Raw genomic sequence first — 20,476 nt, 5'->3', positions numbered from 1 at the left:
TGGCTAATCTTTCTAAACCGTAGGTAATTTCGATCGCCACGGGACGACAATCGATACCTCCCCACTGTTGAAAGTAGGTAAATTGGGTGATTTCCATCCCATCTAACCACACTTCCCAACCCCTAACCCGCTTTTTTACTTTTTCCCATGTCTCTAACTTTCCAAGCTGTTATCGCTAAATTAAATGAATTTTGGGCTGATCGCGGTTGTTTAGTTGCTCAACCCTATGATACCGAAAAAGGTGCAGGAACCATGAGTCCCCACACTTTTTTAAGGGCAATTGGTCCGGAACCTTGGGCCGTTGCCTATGTGGAACCCTGTCGTCGTCCTACGGATGGCCGTTATGGCGAAAATCCCAATCGTTTTCAGCATTACTATCAATATCAAGTCCTAATTAAACCCTCTCCTGATAATATTCAGGATATCTATTTAGACTCCCTGCGGGTGTTAGGAATTAACCCAGAAGATCACGATATTCGCTTCGTGGAAGATAACTGGGAATCTCCCACCCTCGGCGCTTGGGGTGTGGGTTGGGAAGTGTGGTTAGATGGGATGGAAATCACCCAATTTACCTACTTTCAACAGTGTGGAGGTATCGATTGTCGTCCCGTGGCGATCGAAATTACCTACGGTTTAGAAAGATTAGCCATGTATCTGCAAGATGTGGAGGCAATTAATAAAATTCAATGGAATGAAAATATCCTCTACGGTGACATTTTTCTACAAAATGAAATCGAACAATGTACCTACAATTTTGAGGCTTCTAATCCTGAGTTATTATTTAGTTTATTCAGTTTATATGAACAGGAAGCTAAACAATTAATCGATCGCTGTCTGGTGATTCCCAGTCTAGATTATGTTCTCAAATGTTCCCATACTTTTAATTTACTTGATGCTAGAGGTGTGATTGCTGTAGCTGAAAGAACCCGTTATATCGGCAGAATTCGCAATTTAGCTCGACAGGTTGCTCAATTGTATTTACAGCAACGAGAAGCTTTAGGTTTTCCCCTACAAAAGGTCTAGCGATCTGGGCATCTTTGGTGATGCACCCCTACCAATTGTACTGCCCTTCTTTTAATAACTTCCTTTTATCAAAAATCCTGTTTAAAAGTTATGGGATAGTGGGGAAGAAAAAAAGATGTTAGCGATAACATCTTTTTGGCATTTTTTACAATTTAACTTCAATATCAACCCCTGCGGGTAAATCTAATTTCATCAAAGCATCGATTGTCTTAGAAGAGGGTTGGTAAATATCAATAATGCGGCGATGGGTGCGGGTTTCAAAATGTTCACGGGAGTCCTTGTCAACGTGAGGGGAACGCAGGACACAATAAATCTTTCTTTTTGTCGGTAGGGGAATCGGTCCGATCGCTGTGGCGTTAGTTCTATTGGCAGTATCGACAATCTTCTCACAGGAAGTATCGAGTAAGCGCTGGTCAAAAGCTTTCAAACGAATGCGAATTTTCTGTTGTTGTAGCGTAGCCATAATTTCACCTATTGCAATTGTCAAGGTACAAAATAAAGACAGTAACGGAGCAGCTTTTAAATTCACTGCCCCGTTAATTAGTAGATTAGCCTACTTGATAATTTTCGAGATAACGCCAGAACCGATGGTGCGACCACCCTCGCGAATAGCGAAGCGCATACCCTGTTCAATAGCGATCGGGTTGATCAGTTCCACGGTCATTTTGATCCGGTCTCCCGGCATGACCATTTCTACAGTGCTGCCATCGTCGGCGGTGTAGTCTTGGATCGTGCCAGTTACGTCAGTTGTCCGTACATAGAACTGAGGACGATATTCTTTAAAGAAAGGAGTGTGACGACCACCTTCTCCTGCAGTTAACACATACACCTCCCCCTCAAACTGGGTGTGGGGTTTGATTGTACCCGGTTTAGCGATCACCATGCCGCGCTCGATGTCGGTTTTTTGGATACCACGCAGGAGGATACCAGCGTTGTCACCTGCCATCCCTTCGTCAAGACTTTTCTTGAACATTTCGATCCCGGTGACGGTGGTGGGGCGAGTTGCTCTGATCCCGACCAATTCCACGTTATCACCCACTTTCACCTTACCGCGTTCGATCCGACCAGTAGCCACCGTCCCCCGACCAGTAATCGAGAATACGTCTTCTACCGCCATCAGGAAGGGTTTATCGATATCCCGTTCGGGGGTGGGGATATAGCTATCCACCGCGTCCATTAATTCATAAATTGCGTCCACCCACTCGTTATCGCCTTTTTGGGCCTTGGGATTTTTGGTCATGTAGTCGAGGGCTTCTTTCGCAGAACCGGCAATAATGGGGATATCGTCGCCAGCAAAGTCGTAACTGGTGAGAAGTTCGCGCACTTCCAGTTCCACGAGTTCCAGTAACTCCTCATCATCCACCATATCTTTTTTGTTGAGGAAGACCACGAGGTTAGGTACACCCACCTGACGAGCCAGCAGGATATGTTCCCGGGTTTGGGGCATCGGGCCATCGGCGGCCGAGACCACGAGAATACCACCGTCCATCTGTGCCGCACCGGTGATCATGTTTTTTACATAGTCGGCGTGGCCGGGGCAGTCCACGTGTGCATAGTGGCGATCAGCGGTTTCGTACTCAACGTGAGCGGTGTTGATGGTGATCCCGCGGGCTTTTTCTTCGGGAGCGGCATCGATTTCATCGTATTTTTTAGCTTGGGCATTACCCAGAGCCGCTAGGGTCATAGTGATAGCGGCGGTGAGGGTAGTTTTGCCGTGGTCAACGTGACCGATCGTACCGATGTTAACGTGGGGTTTCGTCCGTTCAAATTTAGCGCGTGCCATTTACTTTCTGTTCCTTTGTTTTTTTTTCTTCTTCAGCTGGGTGAACATTAATCAGTTACTGGAGATCAGTTTTAAGTTAGCAGTTATTAGGGTTGACCGATCAAATTTAAATGATCGGTTTGTCTTCACTGCTCACCGGTCACTGGTCACTGATTATCCGTTTCCTTTACTTTTGGCGATAATCGCCTCGGCCACGTTGCGGGGGACTTCTTCGTAATGGCTAAATTCCATGGTGAAGATGCCCCGTCCTTGGGTTTTAGAGCGAATATCAGTGGCGTAACCAAACATTTCCGCTAGGGGGACTTTAGCGGAGACTTTGGCGATGCCAGCCTCGGTTTCTTGGCCTTCGATTTGTCCCCGACGGGAGTTAAGATCACCGATGACGTTACCGATGAAGTCTTCGGGTACTTCCACTTCGACTTTCATCATCGGTTCTAGGAGAACGGGGGTAGCTTTCATCACCGCTTCTTTGATCGCCATGGAACCGGCTATCTTAAAGGCCATCTCGGAGGAGTCCACATCGTGGAAAGAACCATCTACCAGGGTTGCTTTCAGGTCGATGACGGGATAACCCGCGACGATCCCCGATTCGCAAGCTTCTTTCATCCCTTGTTCTGACGGGTTGATGTATTCTTTGGGGATAGCACCACCGACAATTTTGGAGACGAAGACAAAGCCTGACCCCGGTTCACCCGGTTCGAGTTCGATGACGACGTGGCCGTACTGCCCTTTACCGCCACTTTGACGGATAAATTTACCCTCGGCCCGTACGGGTTTCCGCACAGTTTCCCGATAGGCAACTTGGGGAGCGCCCACCGTCGCTTCGACTTTGTATTCCCGCAGCATCCGATCGACGAGGATTTCCAGGTGCAGTTCTCCCATCCCGGCGATTACCGTTTGATTGGTTTCGGGATCAACTTTGACCCGGAAGGTGGGATCTTCATCGGAGAGAGCTTGCAGAGCTTTGCTGAGTTTCTCGATGTCCTGTTTGGTTTTCGGTTCCACCGCCACGGAGATAACCGGTTCGGGGATAAAGAGGGATTCTAGAATAATCGGGTTCTTATCATCACAGAGGGTATCCCCGGTAATGGTGTTTTTCAGTCCGATCGCCGCTCCCAGATCACCGGCGCGCAGTTCATCCAATTCGATCCGTTCGTTGGATTTGAGGACGATCAGGCGAGCGATCCGTTCTTTGGTTCCTTTGGTGGAGTTGTAGGCGTAGCTGCCTTTAGCTAGTACACCGGAATAGACCCGCAGGAAGGTTAAACGACCGAAGGGATCGGCCATGATTTTGAAGGCGAGGGCCGAGAAGGGCGCATCGTCCTTGGCTTCCCGGATTGCCTCGCTACCATCGGGGAGAATCCCTTTAACGGCGGCTACTTCCGAGGGTGAGGGCAGATAATCGACAACGGCATCGAGGAGCAGTTGTACCCCTTTGTTTTTGAAAGCCGAGCCGCAGAGGACGGGAACAATTGTACCAGCAATCGTCCCTTCTCTGAGACCGCGTTTGATTTCGGCTTCGGTGAGTTCTTCACCTTCTAGATATTTTTCTAGGAGTTCTTCATCAGCTTCCGCTACTGCTTCCACCAGCTGCACGCGGAATTTTTCGGCCTTTTCCAATAAGTCTTCGGGAATGTCGGTTTCTTCTATGTCTTTCCCTAGATCATCCTTATATATATAGGCGCGCATCTTGACGAGATCAACGATCCCGCTCAGTTGGCTTTCTGCGCCGATCGGCATTTGGATGGGAACGGCGTTAGCTCTAAGGCGATCTCTTAATTGTTCGTAAACTTTGAAGAAGTTCGCTCCCGTTCTGTCCATTTTGTTGATAAAGGCAATCCGGGGTACTTTGTACCGATCGGCTTGTCTCCAGACGGTTTCCGATTGGGGTTGTACACCACCAACAGAGCAGAAAACCGCCACCACGCCATCGAGTACCCGCATGGAACGTTCCACTTCAATGGTGAAATCGACGTGGCCGGGGGTGTCAATGATGTTGATGCGATGATCTTGCCAACTGGTACTGATGGCGGCGGCGGTGATGGTGATTCCTCGATCCCGTTCCTGTTCCATCCAGTCGGTAATTGCCGTTCCGTCGTGGACTTCGCCCAGTTTATGGGCGACTCCCGTATAGAACAGGATTCTTTCTGTTGTCGTTGTTTTGCCCGCGTCTATGTGAGCGGCGATTCCGATGTTTCGCACTCTCTCTAGCGGGATAGTCCGTGCCACAGCAACCTCCTTGCTTTGCTTGCCAGTGATGGGATTTTGTTCTAGGATTTTTTACACTATTTACAATTCTATACTTTTCTTGACAGTTTTTTGGCGGCAGCGGTGTAGTCCACCGCCCTTAAAGTATCTTTAAAGTATCTTTCTTAGTAACGATAGTGGGCAAAGGCTTTGTTTGCCTCCGCCATCCGGTGGGTTTCTTCCCGTTTTTTGATCGTGCCGCCGGTTTCGTTGGCCGCATCCATGATCTCGTTGGCTAGTTTACCTGCCATGGTTTTGCCGCCTCTGGTTCTGGCATAATGGACTAACCAACGCAGTGCCAATGTACTACCACGGTTGGTGCGTACTTCCATCGGGACTTGATAGGTGGCTCCACCGACCCGGCGGGCTTTCACTTCCACTAGGGGAGTGGCGTTTTTAACGGCTTTTTCAAATACTTCTAGGGGTTCTTGACCGGTACGTTCGCCGACGGTTTTCAGGGCATCGTAAACGATGTTAGCGGCTAGGGATTTTTTGCCCGATCGCATGATCCGGCGGATGGTCATGCTGACTAAACAGCTATTGTAAACGGGATCGGGGGGAATAGGACGTTTTTTGACGTTTTTACGGCGAGACATCGGAATATTCCTGAATTTTCTAGGTTAACTTTAACTTTTGCTTGACAGTCGGATGATTACAGCCCATCTCAAACCCTCTCCTGCGAGTCTTCAGTCTCTTGGGTTAACTTTGACCGACTCGGTGGGAGTATTTTTTTGGTTAATCAATTTCCTGTTTATTTAGCGGCGGGTTTGGGGCGTTTGGTTCCGTACTTGGATCGCGCCTTTTGACGGTTTTTCACCCCGGTGGCATCAAGGGTGCCGCGAATGATGTGATATCTGACTCCGGGTAGATCTTTGACCCGACCGCCGCGAATGAGGACGACCGAGTGTTCTTGCAGGTTATGACCGATGCCCGGGATGTAGGCTGTCACCTCAAATCCAGAGGTTAAACGTACCCTAGCCACTTTCCGTAGGGCTGAGTTGGGTTTTTTGGGTGTGGTGGTATATACTCTTGTACAAACTCCCCGACGTTGGGGGCATTGTTTGAGGGCGGGAGATTTGGTTTTTCTTTTCGCTTTGGATCTTTCGTCGCGTATTAATTGCTGAATGGTGGGCATGATAGGGCTGTATCTAAGGTTACTCTGAACTCCTTGTTACCGAAGGTCAAATCGTTGACAAAAGGCCATTATAGCAAATTGCCGCTGTTGTTGTCAAGTCGCTTATTGTGCTTTTCTCTGGTTTCGGAGGTTAGAGATTGTCTTTTTCTTGGGCAGCGGCGGCACTCAATTCGAGCGTTATTAGGCGATAAAATTACAGCTTCGTTGTTTTGGCTTGATAGTGCGATTTTAGCGATAATTATCACCTGATTAATCGGCTAATATCTGAAAAACTGTCTCTAGCTAACCTCATTTTCAGAACTGGTGTCTAGACTATTAGCTCTTAACGCTATATTTAGAGCTTTTGTACTGGATGCACCACAGGCTACCATAAAATATTGTTAACCTTTGAGGTTAACAATATTACAAGGGTCATCTACAATGGATATTGTCTTTAAGGAAAAAAAATTTGAGAACGAATGCAATAGCCAAAGACTACTGAAAAAACAGTCTGGAGAGAAGATGGCTAAGAAAATCAGGCAAAGACTCGACGACTTAAAAGCAGTTATTGTCCTGGAGGAAATGCGATCGCTGCCGGGACGTTGCCACGAATTGTTACATAACCGTGCTGGACAACTATCTCTAGATTTAGTTCATCCTCTCAGACTAATTTTTGAGCCAGCTGATATACAGATTCCTCAAAAAGCAGACGGGGGAATTGATTGGAAGAAAGTAACCGCAGTCGTAATTATTGGCATAGATGACACCCATGACTAATACTATTGAGAACAGATATGCACCGGATTTTATTTCTCCACCGGGAGAAACCCTTGCCGAAATCCTAGAAGAAAGAAATATGTCTCAATCGGAACTCGCCCAACGCATGGGCAGACCAAAAAAGACTATCAATGAGATAATAAAAGGTAAAGCGGAGATTACTATCGATACCGCCTTACAGATAGAGTTAGTGTTAGGAACTCCCGCCAGTTTCTGGATAGAGCGCGAAAGACTTTATCGGGAATATTTAGCGAGAAAAAATGAGAATCAAAGATTAAAAGGTTATTTAGGCTGGTTAAAACAAATTCCTTATCGCCAGATGACTGAATTAGGCTGGCTCAAGTTTGATGAGGATAAAATAGAGCAATTACGGGAGAGTTTGAATTTTTTTGCCGTTGTTTCCCCTGAGCAATGGGAGGAGATTTGGGGGAGAAATTTATCGATTGATTTTAGAAAGTCTCAGGGGTTTGAGAGCGATCAAGGGGCAATAACGGCATGGTTGCGTCAAGGAGAAATAGAAGCATCGAAAATTAATTGTGCTGATTACAACGAGTTGAAATTCAGAGATGCCTTGCGACAAATTCGTTCGTTAACTATTAAGTCTATCGAGGTATTTCAACCGCAAATGATCGAGCTTTGTGCGGCAGCGGGGGTTGCCTTGGTTTTTGTTCCTGAACTTCCGAAAACAAGGGTACAAGGTGCTACCCGTTGGTTAGGTTCTCAGAAAGCTTTAATTCAATTGAGCGATCGATACAAAACAAATGATCATTTTTGGTTTTCTTTTTTTCATGAAGCTGGTCATATTTTATTACATGGGAAACGAATTTTATTTTTAGAGGGGCAAGATATTCAAGATACAATTAAAGAAAAAGAGGCGGATGTTTTTGCGGCTAATTTCTTAATTGATCCTGGAGATTGGCAGAGATTTATCGCCAATAATTCTCTCAGTAAAAAAGCTATTAATCAATTTGCTGAACAACTAGAAATACACCCTGGTATTATTGTGGGTAGAATGCAACATGAGCAAATTATTCCTTATCAAAACTGCAATGATCTCAAGGACAAATATTGTCTAAATACGCAAGATTCCTTTTTGGTATTGACGAGCGACTCCCCAAAAGGAAAACTTCCTATCTCACCCTTGAGATAAATGCTGTAAGCGGAGATTACTATGGATAAATTTGGCAATAAGTGACAAAATTGCGATAAAATCAAAAAAAGTCAGGGAGAGGATAGCTATGCTCGATCTTGCGAAATTAGCGGCAAAAATGCCAGGAATCAGTCAACATTTTCAACAGGAAGTGGCAGCTAGTCGCGAGCGCGTGCAACGGGCTAAAATTCTTTTAGAACAAGCTCAACAGCAACAGGAAAAACTGCTAGAACTCTATCATAACTGGCACGATCGCCTAATTTTCTCCGTCGCGCTACCGATCGAACCTCTCGACACCCGCGTTACTATCCTTCCCGCTCCCGAAAGTCATAGCGTTTTTGCCACGGATGGTTCCCAAATTGCCCCTTCTCACCACGAAATCGCCTACTGTTATCTAATTAATATCGGTAGGATTATGTTGCACTATGGTCAAAATTTGCACCCGCTCCTCGATAGCATTCCCGAAGTCTATTACAAATCAGAAGACCTCTACATTTCTAAACAGTGGGGTATTCGCGTGGATGAGTGGATGAGTTATCGTCGGACGGTATTAGAAAGCCAAATGTTAGCAGAAATGGCTACCCGTTGGGTAAAACCCCCTGGGGCCCATTATGAACCAAATTTAGCCCTCGTGGATGGTTCTTTGATCTATTGGTTTATCGATAGTCTCCCCCCGGAAGCAAAAGATTTAATTTTGCCACCGATTTTTCAGTCTTGGGACGATTTAAAATCAGCTAGAATCCCGCTTATGGGTTATATTAGTGCTTCTCGTAGCACGGAAAGCTTAAATTTCCTCCGTTTACAATCTTGTCCCCATGATACTCCCAATTGCTTGATCAATTGCGGTGATTTAGACCCAGAAAAAACCCCTTGTCGCGTTGTCGATCCTCTCCGGGATGCTTCTCTCTGGGGTTATTTATTGGAACCGGGGCAAAGAAGTCCTTTTTGGCGCAGTTCTTTGAAAATACTCGATCTTTATGGGGATGAGCATCGCATTTACTTCTGTTATCTCCATGTGGGGACGGAAATCGCTAGGGTAGAGGTTCCTGCTTGGGTGGTGGAGGAGCGAGAATTACTCGATCGCTCTTTGAGTATTTTACTGGCCCAGGTGTTAAAAGGTTATGGTTATCCGATCGCCTTAGCGGAAGCGCACAATTTAGCTGTGATCAAAGGTGGCGATCGCTTGCGTTTTTTTGCCCTTTTGGAACAACAGATGATTAAAGTCGGTTTACAGGATGTGGGAACATCTTATAAGGAAGCGAGAAAACGCAGTAGTATCGCTTAATTGAGGAGACAGGGAGTGGGGAGTGGTTATGCTAAATCCAGTTATTGCGTGAGTGCCTCTCTTGATATGTAGCCCATACTCAACGGATTTAGTATTACTTCCCACTTGATCACTCAATCCAAGTCTTTGGGGGGTTCTACCCCCCAAACCCCCCGTTGGGGGCGTGGCGCCGCCCCCAAACCCCCCGCGCATTAGTTTTTCGGTGGGATGCTTACACGCAGCTGCTAATACATCTGTCACAATCTAACAGTCACTCCACTTGCAGGAGTGCCTCTCCTGATATGTAGCTTATACTCAACGGATTTAGTATGATTGACGAATTTGCGTTATTTCAGCTTCTATTTTCAAGTCAGGGAGCAGGGGAGCGGGGAGATGGGAGACCACTTCGTGCGCGTTGCGGGGGGAGTGGTCACTGATAACTGATAACTGGTCACTGATAACTGATAACTGAAAAAGGTGGGTAATTCCCACCTTAAACTTGATTTTTGCCGAATTTTTCTAGCGACTGCTACGATCTTGGTCTAAGACGCTGACGGGGAAATTATTATAACTAACGTGATGTTTGCTAGTTTTTTGAATTTCTTCTTTAATTTGATCTAGATCAACATAGCGATCGGCTACATTAATTAAACTATCACTGGTCATTGATCGCAAACTAACCACTTCCACTCGCGCACCACGGTAACTGACGGAATCGGCAGCATAGGCTAAATCCCCATCACCACTGACAATTACTGCGGTATCATAGGAACCCACTAGCGCCATTAAATCTACGGCAATTTCCACGTCGAGATTGGCTTTTTTGGAACCATCGGGTAATTGTACCAGATCTTTAGCGATGACTCGATAACCGTTGCGACGCATCCAGAGGAGGAATCCCTGCTGTTTTTCGTTAGTGCGATCAACTCCAGTATAAAAGAAGGCGCGCAAGAGACGAGAACCGGCAGTTAAACGACAAAGTAATTTGGTGTAGTCAATTTCGATACCTAATTGCAGAGCCGCATAAAATAAATTAGAACCATCGATGAAAATCGCCACACGGCCGCGATTTTCTAGCACTTGTTCAGGGGTGAAGACTGGGGCTGTATCATAATCATCAAACATTTTATTTTTCCTCGTTTGTTTGTTAAAAGTTTAGTGTTGGGTGTTTGCCAGTTGTATCCGAAAGGACAACAGACCTTAAAAAATAGAGTTATCAAAAAATTCCTTTAGGAATCGTTTAACGGCAGTTCTAGTTTAGAAAAGATCGGTTCAGGTGTTCCTAGTTGTGGATTTGTGGGTAATCCCCATTGACAGTGTTGGAAAAAAGAGACACTATCAGGGAAGTTTTCCCCATCCTCCGACCTGAAAGTATTAAAATCAATAACAAAACCTAGTTGTTGATAAATTTTACTGCTCAAGGTCGGTATTATCGGTGAGAGTAGGTAGGCAGAGAGTCTTACTGATTCCAAAACTGCGTAGAGGACTTGTTCTACTGCTGCTTGTTGTTTCTGTTTAAATAAACTCCAGGGCGCACTCTCATCGATAAACTTGTTACTAGCGCGAATCAACGCTAATATTTCCTCACAGGCTTGATTAAATTGTAGCGCATTGTACTTCTGTTCAACAATGCCCCCTAGATTGATCCCCATATTCTTAAGACGATTATCGTTGGGGATATCTACGCCAGTCAACTGGGGGGGGATATTTTGGCAGTATTTTTTGACCATGCCTAGGGTGCGATTGAGGAGGTTGCCTAAATCGTTGGCTAAATCTGCGTTAAGAATATTAACAAATCTGGTTTCCTGAAAATCGCCATCCTGTCCTAATTCAATCTCTTTAACGAAATAGTAACGGACGGCATCGGCCCCATAGCGATCAACCAAATCGAAGGGATCGAGGGTATTACCGAGACTTTTGCCCATTTTCCGCCCGTCTTTGGTCAAAAAGCCATGGCCGAACACTCTTTTGGGCAAGGGTAAACCCGCTGACATTAGCATAGCTGGCCAATAAATGGCATGGAATCTTAATATATCTTTACCGATCAGATGGAGATCGATCGGCCACCATTTGGCCAAGGCATTTTCTAGGGTGGGTTCGTCTTCGGGGTCGAGAAGGGCGGTAACATAGCCAAGAAGGGCATCAAACCAAACGTAGATGGTATGCTGACCATCGTGGGGAATAGGAAACCCCCAAGCCACATTAACCCTAGAAATGGAGAAGTCCTGTAGTCCTTGGTTGACGAAGTTGAGAACCTCATTACGTCGGCTTTCCGGTTGAATAAAATCGAGCTGCTCTCGGTAAAGTTGTTCTAGTTGTGCCTGATACTTAGAGAGACGGAAAAAATAGTTTTCCTCGTCGCGCCATTCGGCGGCCAGATTAGTATGAATGGGACAACAGCCATTATCTAACAGTTCTCTTTTTTCCTTAAATTCTTCACAGGCGACGCAATACCAACCCTGTTGGCGAGCGAGATAGATATCGCCCTTTTCCCAGACTCTTTCAAAAAATTCGTTAACAATTGCCTGATGACGGGGGGCAGTGGTGCGACTAAAGCGATCATACTGGATGTGTAGCTTTGCCCAGAGATTGGCAAAACTGGTGACAATGCGATCGCAATGTTCCTGGGGATTGAGTCCTTTGGCTGCCGCAGTCCGTTCGATTTTCTGTCCGTGTTCGTCGGTTCCTGTAATCAGGAGGACAGAATTGCCCTGTAACCGCTGCCATCGTGCCATAACATCCGCTACGATCGTCGTGTAAGCACTACCGATGTGGGGGATATCGTTGACATAATAAAGAGGTGTTGTTAAAGCAAATGTTTTTCGCTCATTCAAATCATTCATGAAATTTATTTTTTTAAATAGACGAGGCTGCCCCGAGGCTGATCCGTAGATGATTGGGAGACAATCCCTATGTTTTATGATCCTCTAATTCTGTTTTATCCTTTAGTTGTGATCTAAGTCAATAAAAACAATCTTAAGGCCGATTTTTTTTCTCCATGACGCTGCTTACCCCCCTATCTACCTCTCGTTTAATTCTTGATACCACGCGCACGAGTCTGTTTACCGTCGGTCAAGAAAATCTACCCAGCCAAGGAGTGGCGATCGTGGTAAGTAACCATCGTAGCTTTTTGGACGCGCCGATTTTAATTCAAGCTTTGGGCAAAACTCTCCCAATCGCCTGTCATCACTACATGGGAAAAACGCCGCTTTTGCGGGAATTAATCGGAGAATTGGGCTGTTTTCCCTTTGATACTCCCGAAAAGCGCCACCGGACTTTTTTTCGGCAAGCAACGGATTTTTTACAGTCCGGACGATGGATCGGTTTATTTCCAGAAGGTGGATCGCCGATGTTAAATTTGACTGCTCCTCGTCAAATTAGCCGTTTTCAAAGCGGATTTGCCCATTTAGCCTTGGGTTGTCCCGTGGAGAATCTATCTGTCTTACCTGTGGCTATTCTCTCCGAGTCGGAAACTACTATTAGTCCTTTTCCCGTGCGTTTGCTGCGCTTATTAGATACCACAGAACCTTTATTCGATCAAGATGGTTGGCATCCCGTTGTCTTTTATCATCGTGTCAAGGTGGCGATCGGTCGTCCCTATGGAATTACTGAAAGCGATCGCTCAGATTATCAAGGTAAACAAGGAAAAAAAGCCCTTAATCGTTTAATTAGTCATTGTCAGTCGGAAATTGGCGATTTATTGCTGAAAGGGTAAGTCAGGAGGCAGTCGGCAGCTTTTTTCTTCCCACTTCCTAACTCATAATTCATAATTGATACTGGAGTGATTTGTTATAAGTAGGGAGACACAATTATTTGTAGGATGGGTTAGCAGTAGCCTAACATGATCGGGCGTTGGGTTTCATGCTTCAACCGTTCGGCAAAAGCTCATGGCCGAAGCCCAACCTTGAATGATATTATCAGTCTAACTCTCGGTCGGGTGCAGTGATTGGTTAGACAGATGGACTTTAGATGAAGTTTATGGAGATTTCCACTCTCCTTCTGGGATCATGGCTGTAATCATGATGTTACGCAATGTTCCAGTAGGTAAATCTCTCCCTTGATGGTAAGGTACGATAACTTGAGTATCTTGATCCCTACCACGCCATTTTCTATGACTACCCTTCTGAGAGATCAGTTCAAAGTTATACTTGCGTAATATGCGCTCAACCTCGTCAGCATTCATTCTCCTGAGTCGAGTCATCCCACCATAACCTCACGGATTACTGCTCCTGGTAGAAGGTCGATAGCATCAGGTTGTAAATAAAGCTCGATCGCTTCGCGTATATTATTGAGAGCTTCCTCTTGTGTAATACCGGCAGATGTGCATCCGGGCAGTTCCGGACACCAAATTGCCCATTCGTTTGTATCGGGATCGGGTTCAAGTATCACTCGCCATTTCATAGGGACTAAATCCTTAGAGAACTACCCAAGATGATAACAGATGGACTCCACAAGCATAATCAATGCTCAAGCCCGGGATGACTCGATAGTGGTTCACGTTGAAAAAGCTCCCAATTCCATATCTTCGTTAGAAAGGCTTTGCTGCCATTTTAATTCACTTTCAATATCTTCTAGCAATTGATAATTCATAATTGATAATTCATAATTCATAATTCATACTCCTTTTTCTATTGCGCCAATATTCTGACTAGCTCTGCTTTCTTCATCTTGCTTAAACCAACGATTCCCTTTTCTTTGGCTAGAGTCTTTAATTCAGAAACAGTCTTGAGGTTGAGAGTTTCTTCTGAAAATTCCTCAATCACTGCATCTTGAGGAGTGAGATAAAAGACAGTTTTGAGTAAATCTAATCCCTTCCCTTTTGTAATTCCACACTTGAGGGCAACAATTGAATCTAAACTCTTCCAGAATTGACGGGGAGCCTCATCAATCCTAGCAGTAGCAGTGGCTAATTTAACTGTTTTTAGGGGGCTATTCGGTTGTTCAATTAAGAACTGTAAAGCAGATTTAATTTCTTCTCTTGAAGCTGTTGACAGATTTAGTTTTGGGGTTTCTTCTCTTGCCAAAACTCTGGATATATTCCTAGCATCTTCTGTTCCATCGGCAATAATACACCAAATTCTTTCTAGTCCAGCCCTTTCAGCCACAGCATAAACAAATGAGTTGCCGATAACTTCATAGCGATCCTCTGATAGTTCTTTCACGATTACAGGCAGCCAATTGCGTCCACCTGTCTGCTGTAATAGTTTAGCAGTAGCTTCAATTAAAAAACTATCAGCATCGGTCCCATTGGTAATTTCTATTTCATCTAAGTAGAGATACTTTAAAGTACCAATATCGGTATATTCCATCATTGTAAAAAATACTCCTTTGCTAAGTCTTTGTAATAGTCATAAGCGGAACGATTTTTATAAACGGCTGGCACGCGAGCGAAGGCAGCACTGGCTATAATAGCGTATTCTGGCAGGTGATGAATATGTAAATCTTTTTTGGCATTAGTATATCTGGGATAAAAATAGTGTACAAGGTTTTTGTCATTTTTTAGTATTTGATTAATTTCTTTTTGGGCAAGCTCTAACTGTGGTTGAGTAATCTTCTCACCGTTGAAAAAAATTGGTAAGGCTATGGGAGTCCCATCTTTTTTTAATTTTTGCATTTGCGGCAGAAACTCCTTGATGGCAGTGGCTGCATTATTAAGGGAGAATGAATTGTTATGTTTTGTGGGTAAGAGGACAACATCGGCAGCATAAACAGCCAGCTGGCTAGGAAATCGCCAATTGGGAGCTGCATCTATAAAGATGTAATCATATTCATATCTAGCTAAGTCTAATTTTCTATGGAGAGTGAATATTTTCATTTGAGAATTATACTGAAATTCCGGATACTCTGCCATTTTAGGATCAGCAGGAACAACATCGAAGGTAATTTGTCGTTTTGAATTCTTAAAAATATAGGGAATGATCACTGATTTTATATCAATATTGCGGTCAGTTAAAGCCTTTTCTAGTAGTCCATCTTCTGGGTTTATAGTTAGGATAGATTTAGTTAAATCTCGTTGATTAAAATCAAAGTCTAAAACTAAAACTTTTTTACCTAAAAGGGCAAGGAAAGCTGCAAGATTTACGGTGGTGGTGGTTTTGCCTATACCGCCTTTATTATTGTAAACAGTAACCGTTAGTGCTTTGGGAGTGCTGTCAATTTTTGTCTTGATTAGAGCTATAGTGTCATCAATGTTCTCAGGAGTTAGCTCTATGCAAGTAGTAGCAGGAAAAATGGTTTTACCATGTTTTCTAAATAACTGGATGTGTGAACTATTATTGATAATTCCCCATTGGGCTGCTTGACAGTTATTCCCTAATAACTGACGCTTTAACTGATTGACAGTTGCCCTATAACTTGGACTATTTTCAGTTAGGTTAATATCTCTACCTTTTAACTCTATCAGCAGAAAAGGATTACTCTTTGTCTGCAAAAAAATATCGTTTTCTAGGTTTCTGCGAGTGGCAAAGTCGGTAATCCCACCGCCTCCCGTGTCGTACTGTGGAATTCTCTCCTTGTCTGAAAATCCTAAATATGATATCAGGTAAGGTGCAAAGTTGGTGCTAACAATAGCTTCCGACGCATTTTGAGGCAAATGCTGAAGATAAGGTTTGAGACTTTTTACTTTGGGGGTGTTATCTTTCATTTGAGTTCACAAACTATAGACTAAAGTTAATGAATTACTGTTTTTTTGAGTATAACACTCTATCTCCTCAACCCCTAACCCATTATGGAAAAATTAACTAATCTCGATCGCATTGCTGAAGAAATTTTAGGTTTAATTCCAACAGAAACGGTTATCATTGCCGAATTTGACGGTGATAGTATTTATTATCGGGCGGGTGCGGGTAAAAACACCGGGGCAATTGTGGGCAAAAGGGGTGATATTGCCACGTCGGGATTGTGTACGGTGGTTTACCAGGGTAGTTGTCCGGTGGTGGTAGGACAAACCCTAGGAGATAATCGCATCCGTCAGGATATAGCGGTCGCTTTGGGGATAAAAACGGCTTTAGCTGTGCCAATTAGGGTTAATAATCGGTTATTTGGTGCAGTAATGCTTTTAAATCGTCTCGATGGTCAGGAATTGACCGATCGAGATAGTTTATTAGTGGAGGAATATCTGAACTCGCTATTCAGAAATGAGGGATAGAAGCGGTTGGGTAATCCAGTTGAATGCTACGGCGATTTGATGGTTAAGGGTGGGCAGACGGTAGAGATAGACTAAGCGACGGGTAAGATGGGCAAGGGGACCGGCTAATTCTAGTCCTAAACCGCTAATCGTAGCTTCATCGATGCCGAGGGTCAACATTTCGCCTAAAGGTTGATAACGGAAGGGTAAAGCTGGTTTATCGTGGAAACTCGCCCAAATATTCCAAGCGCAGTAGTCGGACTGTTGAAGGGCCACTTGGGCCGTGGCAGCGTATGGTTTATCCTCTTGGTCGCGACTATCGGCCGCATCACCGATCGCGTAGATGCTGGGGTTTTCGACAGTTTGTAAATATTGATTAACTTTTAGTAATTTGCGCTCACTATGTGCTATTGGCAAATTAGCGATCAGTGGGGAGGCGATCGGGCTAACGGTCCAGAGAATTAGATCAACGGGGATATTGTCGATCTGTCCTTTGTAGTCAAGGGAGAGGCGATCCGCTTGGATGTCGGCGACGGTGGTTTCGAGGTCTAACCAAACTAGACGTTTTTCTAGGGCTTTTTTGGCGGTGTCGCGGTTAAATTGGGTTGAAGGGCCAAGTATATCGCTATTTCTTTCGATCAGACGAATTCTTCCCCTTTCTCCGAGACGATCGGCCAGCTTACAGGCTAATTCTACGCCGCTATAACCGCCCCCGATAATGGCGACCCGAATTTTATCGCGATCGGATTGTTCTAGGGTTTTAAGTCGATCCCGAAGACGATAGGCATCCTCTAGACTACGAAAGGGGATAGCGTGGGTTCTGGCCCCGGGTAGGAAGTCAAGGGAAGATTGACCACCGAGGGCGATCACGAGGCGGTCATAGCATATATCGTTTTTATTGTCAAGGGTTATTTTATGATTATTAACATCGATCGCCGTGACGGTTCCCTGTTGGAAGTTAACGGGGGTATTAGCGAGCAATTCGCTGAAAGGGGGAGCAATTTCCCAGGATTGCAGTTCTGAGGTGACTAATTCGTAGAGAAGGGGAGAAAATAAAAAGTGATCGCTTTTATCAATTAAGGTAATTTGGGGAGGGTGTTGATCGCTCCAAGGCAATTGACTCAAACGTAAAGCAGTATAGAGTCCACCAAAACCACCACCGAGAATACAAATTTTTGGGTTTGAGTCAGTCATAAGTAGTCGTGCAAAATAAATTTCCTAGTGAAGATAGGCAAGAGGCAATAGGCAAGAGGCAAAAGCTTTATCGAAATGTGTAATTAATTTTGCTTAGGTACTTATCGATCGCTGAGGGTTTTGTTTCTTATTTTGACACTCCCTGCCGTAAAATGGACGGGGAAACTTAAACCCAAATTTTCGGTAAACCAGGAAAGAAAAATAGTTTTTATTTATCTACCCAGCCAAATCGTCAGCAAAGCCAAAATTGTAGCCAGAAAAAGGATATGATTCATCCAATCATCGAAAGACCAATTTTTAAACATAATTTAGTTCCTTAAAATCGAGGCTTACTGCTCAACAGCTTACCTTAATTTCTAATAGAAGTGCTATCGGGTGCAGCTGGTTGACCCGGGCAATATATTAAGATTAGTTAAGGGCAGTAAAGGAATCGTTAAATCAATCATAAATTGTCATAGTCCATTTCCTCCAGAGCCTAGCATAGAGGGGAAGCCTCCTTTATACCCAGGTAATTGCATGAATGGACTACAACAACAGATTATCAGTCTTGATCGGAAAGTCGATCATCTACAGGATATTGTCGAGAGCCTCAGCCGGCAAATTGCTATCCTAGCTGGGGATAAATCGAGTCGTTCTCCGCGTGAATCTTTGGAAATGGTCGGTTTTTCCGAGTTATCCGATAATAGCCTCTACGATCATAAAGATATTCTCCGAGATCACGGTGGCAAACAATCCCCGGCTGTCAATGGAGAAAATTCTTTTTCCGATGAAATCCAAATTCGCCGATTAACGGCACAATTGACGGCGGCCTACAATCGCATTGCAGCTCTCGAAGAACAATTACTCAGCTATCGCATCCATTCCTAGTTAGTTTCTGCCTAGAGGATTGGTTAAACCGGGTAAGGTGGGGTTAGTGGGTAAATTAGGCAAAGGATTGCTATTTTCTATTGTGGGATTGTTAGCTTCCCCCGATAGAGTGGCTAAGGCCACGCGATCGCCACCCACCTGTCGCAGTAGGTCTAAAACCCCAACCACTTCGTTATAACTGGCATTACGCGAAGCATTCAGTACCATCAGTCCATTGGGACTATATTGATGATAATTCTTGATTGCCTCGAATAACTGGGGGCGAGTCACCATCTGTTTTTCGACGTAGAGTTGTCCGAAATCATCGAGACTAACCACCAACATTTCCCGCATCGGGGTGGTGGCGGTACTAGCTTTCGGTAAATCAAGACTGATAGCCTGTTGGCGAGATAATCCCACTGCACCGAGAATAAAGAAGGTGAGAATACAGAAAATTACATCGATCAAGGGAATGATGTTAACCTGCACATCCTCTTGAATGCGGTGTTGATCATGCCATAATTTCAGGGGACGAGCCGTAATATGGCTACTTTTGGGCTTTTTGTGGTTAAGAGATTTAGTTTCGGCCATGGGTTATAAGGGGGAGACTTAGCGATCGAGGGGTTTTTCTAGGTTAGCACTGAGGGAGTATTGTTGGTTTTCTCCATCTAGCCAACGTTGACGGTAGATAATTTCTAAATCACTGCCGGCCTTGCGAAAAATTCTAGCTTGATTGAACCAGAGTCCCTGAAAAATGCGATAGAAAGCGAGGCTAAAGATAGCGACAATTAAGCCGGTAGCGGTGGAAATTAAAGCTTCACTAATACCTAAAGTTACTCCGGCTGTGGAGGAAGTTCCCAGGTCACTCAGTTGAATATTGGCCAAAGAGGTAATTAAACCGAGTACCGTCCCTAATAATCCTAGCAGGGGAGAAAGGGCGATGACTGCCTCAAGGATTTTATCGCCCCGTTTCATTAGGGATAATTGTTCATCGGCAGCCGATTCGAGGGCAAAGTGAAAAACCTCTGGATCTGGATTTTCTAAGCGCAGGGGTGCGTAGAGATAGCTACCGATGGGGTGATTGCGGGAATCCCTAGCGACTTTTGCCGCTAAGTCCCAGTTACGGGTGGCCGATTCCATAATCCGATTTAAAATCTGGCCTTCACTGAGGAGGGTGCGACTCCAAAACCAAATTCGTTCGATAATAGTGCTAAGAGCTAAAATAGACAGAAAAAGCAACGGCCACATGGCCACTCCGCCTTTTTGGATTAAATCAGTTATACTCACGAGTTGTTTTGTTCCTCCAATACCGGGCGATCGGGTAATGATTATAGTTTAAGGATTATAGTTTAAGATCTAGCCTAATCGATTGACATTTATAGTTCTCACGCTGACTTACAATACAGGATGATATGGGGCTTTTCAAGGGGCCAGAAGATATCAGAAAAGGGATTGCCCTGACTCTATTTGAACCTAATTCGGGCCAGAGAAGTCTAAACCACGGTTATCTAATACCAAATCCGTTGAGTACTGGCTCAGATTGTTGACCAGAGGAATTAACTCAGCGAGTGACATGGTTTAAACTTCTAGAGGTGCGAGAATGAACTCTTAATAAAATCTTAATTGGGGGTATTACCTGGAAAAGTTCGTCTAGAATTCCGTTGGACTGATCCAAAGGCAACCCAATACAAGAGGTCAAATGGCTATTTTCCAATATCAGATTCTTGTAGGAAAGAATGAACCTAATGCTGTGGTCTGGTTTCTGAATGGCAACCAAGTAGGAGCGGATTTGCTACAAATTCTTAATAATTTGGGCTCTCAAGGTTGGGAAGTAGTTGGTATTGGGGATCTAGGTTTTGATAGTCGCTCTGAGATTGTGCTTAAGAAAACAATCTAATCATCCTTAGGTGTTCTTCGTCCCTACTTTTTGCCGCAAACCCTATATAAAAAAA

Annotated in this window: 22 protein-coding genes and 1 pseudogene; 8 read left to right on the top strand and 15 right to left on the bottom strand. The window is 44.5% G+C overall.

What is annotated here, in order from left to right; genetic code table 11:
• A pseudogene (locus PN470_RS01075) lies at window positions 1–121 on the bottom strand (glycine--tRNA ligase subunit alpha); the annotation flags it as partial.
• A gap of 26 nt (window positions 122–147) precedes the next feature.
• On the opposite strand from PN470_RS01075, the gene glyQ reads away from it, so the two are divergent.
• Entirely contained in the window at window positions 148–1,023 is an 876-nt protein-coding gene (gene glyQ, locus PN470_RS01070; RefSeq protein ID WP_271936906.1) for a glycine--tRNA ligase subunit alpha, read from the top strand.
• A gap of 145 nt (window positions 1,024–1,168) precedes the next feature.
• On the opposite strand, the gene rpsJ is transcribed toward glyQ, so the two are convergent.
• From rpsJ to rpsL, 5 genes are all read right to left on the bottom strand, one after another.
• Window positions 1,169–1,486: a 30S ribosomal protein S10 gene (rpsJ, locus tag PN470_RS01065; protein ID WP_002740287.1), complete on the bottom strand. Its 318-nt coding sequence runs from the start codon at window positions 1,484–1,486 to the stop codon at window positions 1,169–1,171.
• A gap of 90 nt (window positions 1,487–1,576) precedes the next feature.
• Window positions 1,577–2,806, bottom strand: coding sequence for an elongation factor Tu (gene tuf / locus PN470_RS01060; RefSeq protein WP_272103393.1), 1,230 nt, complete (start codon window positions 2,804–2,806; stop codon window positions 1,577–1,579).
• A 153-nt stretch (window positions 2,807–2,959) separates the two neighbouring features.
• Window positions 2,960–5,035, bottom strand: coding sequence for an elongation factor G (gene fusA, locus PN470_RS01055; RefSeq protein ID WP_272103391.1), 2,076 nt, complete (start codon window positions 5,033–5,035; stop codon window positions 2,960–2,962).
• 143 nt (window positions 5,036–5,178) lie between these two features.
• Window positions 5,179–5,649, bottom strand: a complete 471-nt coding sequence (gene rpsG, locus PN470_RS01050) for a 30S ribosomal protein S7 (protein WP_002739653.1) — start codon at window positions 5,647–5,649, stop codon at window positions 5,179–5,181.
• A 155-nt stretch (window positions 5,650–5,804) separates the two neighbouring features.
• Entirely contained in the window at window positions 5,805–6,188 is a 384-nt protein-coding gene (rpsL, locus tag PN470_RS01045) for a 30S ribosomal protein S12 (RefSeq protein ID WP_002740176.1), read from the bottom strand.
• A 420-nt stretch (window positions 6,189–6,608) separates the two neighbouring features.
• Between rpsL and PN470_RS01040 the strand changes: the two genes are divergently transcribed.
• The 3 genes from PN470_RS01040 to PN470_RS01030 all read left to right on the top strand — a co-directional run bounded on the left by PN470_RS01040 (window position 6,609) and on the right by PN470_RS01030 (window position 9,379).
• Window positions 6,609–6,944, top strand: a complete 336-nt coding sequence (locus PN470_RS01040) for a type II toxin-antitoxin system RelE/ParE family toxin (RefSeq protein ID WP_334310424.1) — start codon at window positions 6,609–6,611, stop codon at window positions 6,942–6,944.
• Window positions 6,937–8,094 (top strand): HigA family addiction module antitoxin, encoded by a 1,158-nt coding sequence (locus PN470_RS01035; RefSeq protein ID WP_103111528.1) that lies wholly within the window; start codon window positions 6,937–6,939, stop codon window positions 8,092–8,094. The genes PN470_RS01040 and PN470_RS01035 overlap by 8 nt, the downstream gene beginning before the upstream one ends.
• Window positions 8,095–8,182: 88 nt before the next feature.
• A complete protein-coding gene (locus PN470_RS01030; protein ID WP_149108011.1) occupies window positions 8,183–9,379 on the top strand; it encodes a DNA double-strand break repair nuclease NurA in 1,197 nt (398 codons plus the stop codon).
• A gap of 498 nt (window positions 9,380–9,877) precedes the next feature.
• Here PN470_RS01030 and PN470_RS01025 read toward each other — a convergent pair whose 3' ends face one another.
• Together PN470_RS01025 and metG are read right to left on the bottom strand one after the other, a co-directional pair.
• The gene (locus PN470_RS01025) at window positions 9,878–10,483 is read right to left on the bottom strand and encodes a LabA-like NYN domain-containing protein (protein WP_002743578.1); all 606 of its coding nucleotides are present in this window, start codon (window positions 10,481–10,483) and stop codon (window positions 9,878–9,880) included.
• A gap of 104 nt (window positions 10,484–10,587) precedes the next feature.
• Window positions 10,588–12,201: a methionine--tRNA ligase gene (gene metG / locus PN470_RS01020; protein ID WP_272103389.1), complete on the bottom strand. Its 1,614-nt coding sequence runs from the start codon at window positions 12,199–12,201 to the stop codon at window positions 10,588–10,590.
• Between the two features lie 155 nt (window positions 12,202–12,356).
• On the opposite strand from metG, the gene PN470_RS01015 reads away from it, so the two are divergent.
• A complete protein-coding gene (locus PN470_RS01015) occupies window positions 12,357–13,073 on the top strand; it encodes a lysophospholipid acyltransferase family protein (RefSeq protein ID WP_272103387.1) in 717 nt (238 codons plus the stop codon).
• A 261-nt stretch (window positions 13,074–13,334) separates the two neighbouring features.
• Here PN470_RS01015 and PN470_RS01010 read toward each other — a convergent pair whose 3' ends face one another.
• The 4 genes from PN470_RS01010 to PN470_RS00995 all read right to left on the bottom strand — a co-directional run bounded on the left by PN470_RS01010 (window position 13,335) and on the right by PN470_RS00995 (window position 16,001).
• Entirely contained in the window at window positions 13,335–13,541 is a 207-nt protein-coding gene (locus PN470_RS01010) for a type II toxin-antitoxin system HicA family toxin (protein ID WP_012266944.1), read from the bottom strand.
• Between the two features lie 14 nt (window positions 13,542–13,555).
• The gene (locus tag PN470_RS01005) at window positions 13,556–13,759 is read right to left on the bottom strand and encodes a type II toxin-antitoxin system HicB family antitoxin (RefSeq protein ID WP_002776494.1); all 204 of its coding nucleotides are present in this window, start codon (window positions 13,757–13,759) and stop codon (window positions 13,556–13,558) included.
• Window positions 13,760–13,986: 227 nt separating this feature from the next.
• A complete protein-coding gene (locus tag PN470_RS01000; RefSeq protein ID WP_272103385.1) occupies window positions 13,987–14,670 on the bottom strand; it encodes a Rho termination factor N-terminal domain-containing protein in 684 nt (227 codons plus the stop codon).
• Window positions 14,667–16,001: a ParA family protein gene (locus PN470_RS00995; protein WP_103111533.1), complete on the bottom strand. Its 1,335-nt coding sequence runs from the start codon at window positions 15,999–16,001 to the stop codon at window positions 14,667–14,669. The genes PN470_RS01000 and PN470_RS00995 overlap by 4 nt, the downstream gene beginning before the upstream one ends.
• Window positions 16,002–16,085: 84 nt before the next feature.
• On the opposite strand from PN470_RS00995, the gene PN470_RS00990 reads away from it, so the two are divergent.
• Window positions 16,086–16,505, top strand: a complete 420-nt coding sequence (locus tag PN470_RS00990; RefSeq protein ID WP_002776488.1) for a GAF domain-containing protein — start codon at window positions 16,086–16,088, stop codon at window positions 16,503–16,505.
• On the opposite strand, the gene PN470_RS00985 is transcribed toward PN470_RS00990, so the two are convergent.
• Complete coding sequence (locus tag PN470_RS00985; protein WP_272103382.1) at window positions 16,485–17,678, bottom strand: NAD(P)/FAD-dependent oxidoreductase; 1,194 nt, start codon at window positions 17,676–17,678, stop codon at window positions 16,485–16,487. The two genes, PN470_RS00990 and PN470_RS00985, sit on opposite strands and share 21 nt — an antisense overlap.
• A gap of 516 nt (window positions 17,679–18,194) precedes the next feature.
• Here PN470_RS00985 and PN470_RS00980 point away from each other — a divergent pair.
• Window positions 18,195–18,545 (top strand): hypothetical protein, encoded by a 351-nt coding sequence (locus PN470_RS00980; protein ID WP_002793181.1) that lies wholly within the window; start codon window positions 18,195–18,197, stop codon window positions 18,543–18,545.
• Here PN470_RS00980 and PN470_RS00975 read toward each other — a convergent pair whose 3' ends face one another.
• A complete protein-coding gene (locus PN470_RS00975) occupies window positions 18,546–19,115 on the bottom strand; it encodes an ExbD/TolR family protein (protein WP_002776482.1) in 570 nt (189 codons plus the stop codon).
• Window positions 19,116–19,133: 18 nt separating this feature from the next.
• Window positions 19,134–19,772 carry a MotA/TolQ/ExbB proton channel family protein gene (locus tag PN470_RS00970; RefSeq protein WP_002776480.1) on the bottom strand — a complete coding sequence of 213 codons (639 nt, stop codon included), beginning with the start codon at window positions 19,770–19,772 and terminating at the stop codon, window positions 19,134–19,136.
• 451 nt (window positions 19,773–20,223) lie between these two features.
• On the opposite strand from PN470_RS00970, the gene PN470_RS00965 reads away from it, so the two are divergent.
• Window positions 20,224–20,421 (top strand): hypothetical protein, encoded by a 198-nt coding sequence (locus tag PN470_RS00965; RefSeq protein ID WP_272103380.1) that lies wholly within the window; start codon window positions 20,224–20,226, stop codon window positions 20,419–20,421.
• Window positions 20,422–20,476: the final 55 nt, after the last annotated feature.

Source organism: Microcystis sp. CS-574 (assembly GCF_028329095.1).
Taxonomy (GTDB): domain Bacteria; phylum Cyanobacteriota; class Cyanobacteriia; order Cyanobacteriales; family Microcystaceae; genus Microcystis; species Microcystis ichthyoblabe_A.
This window is presented reverse-complemented; position numbering and strand designations above follow the sequence as displayed.

Coding starts and splice junctions, on each gene's coding strand:
- glyQ (WP_271936906.1), top strand. CDS start 148: ATGTCTCTAACTTTCCAAGCTGTTATCGCTAAATTAAATGAATTTTGG.
- rpsJ (WP_002740287.1), bottom strand. CDS start 1,486: ATGGCTACGCTACAACAACAGAAAATTCGCATTCGTTTGAAAGCTTTT.
- tuf (WP_272103393.1), bottom strand. CDS start 2,806: ATGGCACGCGCTAAATTTGAACGGACGAAACCCCACGTTAACATCGGT.
- rpsG (WP_002739653.1), bottom strand. CDS start 5,649: ATGTCTCGCCGTAAAAACGTCAAAAAACGTCCTATTCCCCCCGATCCC.
- rpsL (WP_002740176.1), bottom strand. CDS start 6,188: ATGCCCACCATTCAGCAATTAATACGCGACGAAAGATCCAAAGCGAAA.
- PN470_RS01040 (WP_334310424.1), top strand. CDS start 6,609: ATGGATATTGTCTTTAAGGAAAAAAAATTTGAGAACGAATGCAATAGC.
- PN470_RS01035 (WP_103111528.1), top strand. CDS start 6,937: ATGACTAATACTATTGAGAACAGATATGCACCGGATTTTATTTCTCCA.
- PN470_RS01030 (WP_149108011.1), top strand. CDS start 8,183: ATGCTCGATCTTGCGAAATTAGCGGCAAAAATGCCAGGAATCAGTCAA.
- PN470_RS01025 (WP_002743578.1), bottom strand. CDS start 10,483: ATGTTTGATGATTATGATACAGCCCCAGTCTTCACCCCTGAACAAGTG.
- metG (WP_272103389.1), bottom strand. CDS start 12,201: ATGAATGATTTGAATGAGCGAAAAACATTTGCTTTAACAACACCTCTT.
- PN470_RS01015 (WP_272103387.1), top strand. CDS start 12,357: ATGACGCTGCTTACCCCCCTATCTACCTCTCGTTTAATTCTTGATACC.
- PN470_RS01010 (WP_012266944.1), bottom strand. CDS start 13,541: ATGAATGCTGACGAGGTTGAGCGCATATTACGCAAGTATAACTTTGAA.
- PN470_RS01005 (WP_002776494.1), bottom strand. CDS start 13,759: ATGAAATGGCGAGTGATACTTGAACCCGATCCCGATACAAACGAATGG.
- PN470_RS01000 (WP_272103385.1), bottom strand. CDS start 14,670: ATGATGGAATATACCGATATTGGTACTTTAAAGTATCTCTACTTAGAT.
- PN470_RS00995 (WP_103111533.1), bottom strand. CDS start 16,001: ATGAAAGATAACACCCCCAAAGTAAAAAGTCTCAAACCTTATCTTCAG.
- PN470_RS00990 (WP_002776488.1), top strand. CDS start 16,086: ATGGAAAAATTAACTAATCTCGATCGCATTGCTGAAGAAATTTTAGGT.
- PN470_RS00985 (WP_272103382.1), bottom strand. CDS start 17,678: ATGACTGACTCAAACCCAAAAATTTGTATTCTCGGTGGTGGTTTTGGT.
- PN470_RS00980 (WP_002793181.1), top strand. CDS start 18,195: ATGAATGGACTACAACAACAGATTATCAGTCTTGATCGGAAAGTCGAT.
- PN470_RS00975 (WP_002776482.1), bottom strand. CDS start 19,115: ATGGCCGAAACTAAATCTCTTAACCACAAAAAGCCCAAAAGTAGCCAT.
- PN470_RS00970 (WP_002776480.1), bottom strand. CDS start 19,772: ATGTGGCCGTTGCTTTTTCTGTCTATTTTAGCTCTTAGCACTATTATC.
- PN470_RS00965 (WP_272103380.1), top strand. CDS start 20,224: ATGGCTATTTTCCAATATCAGATTCTTGTAGGAAAGAATGAACCTAAT.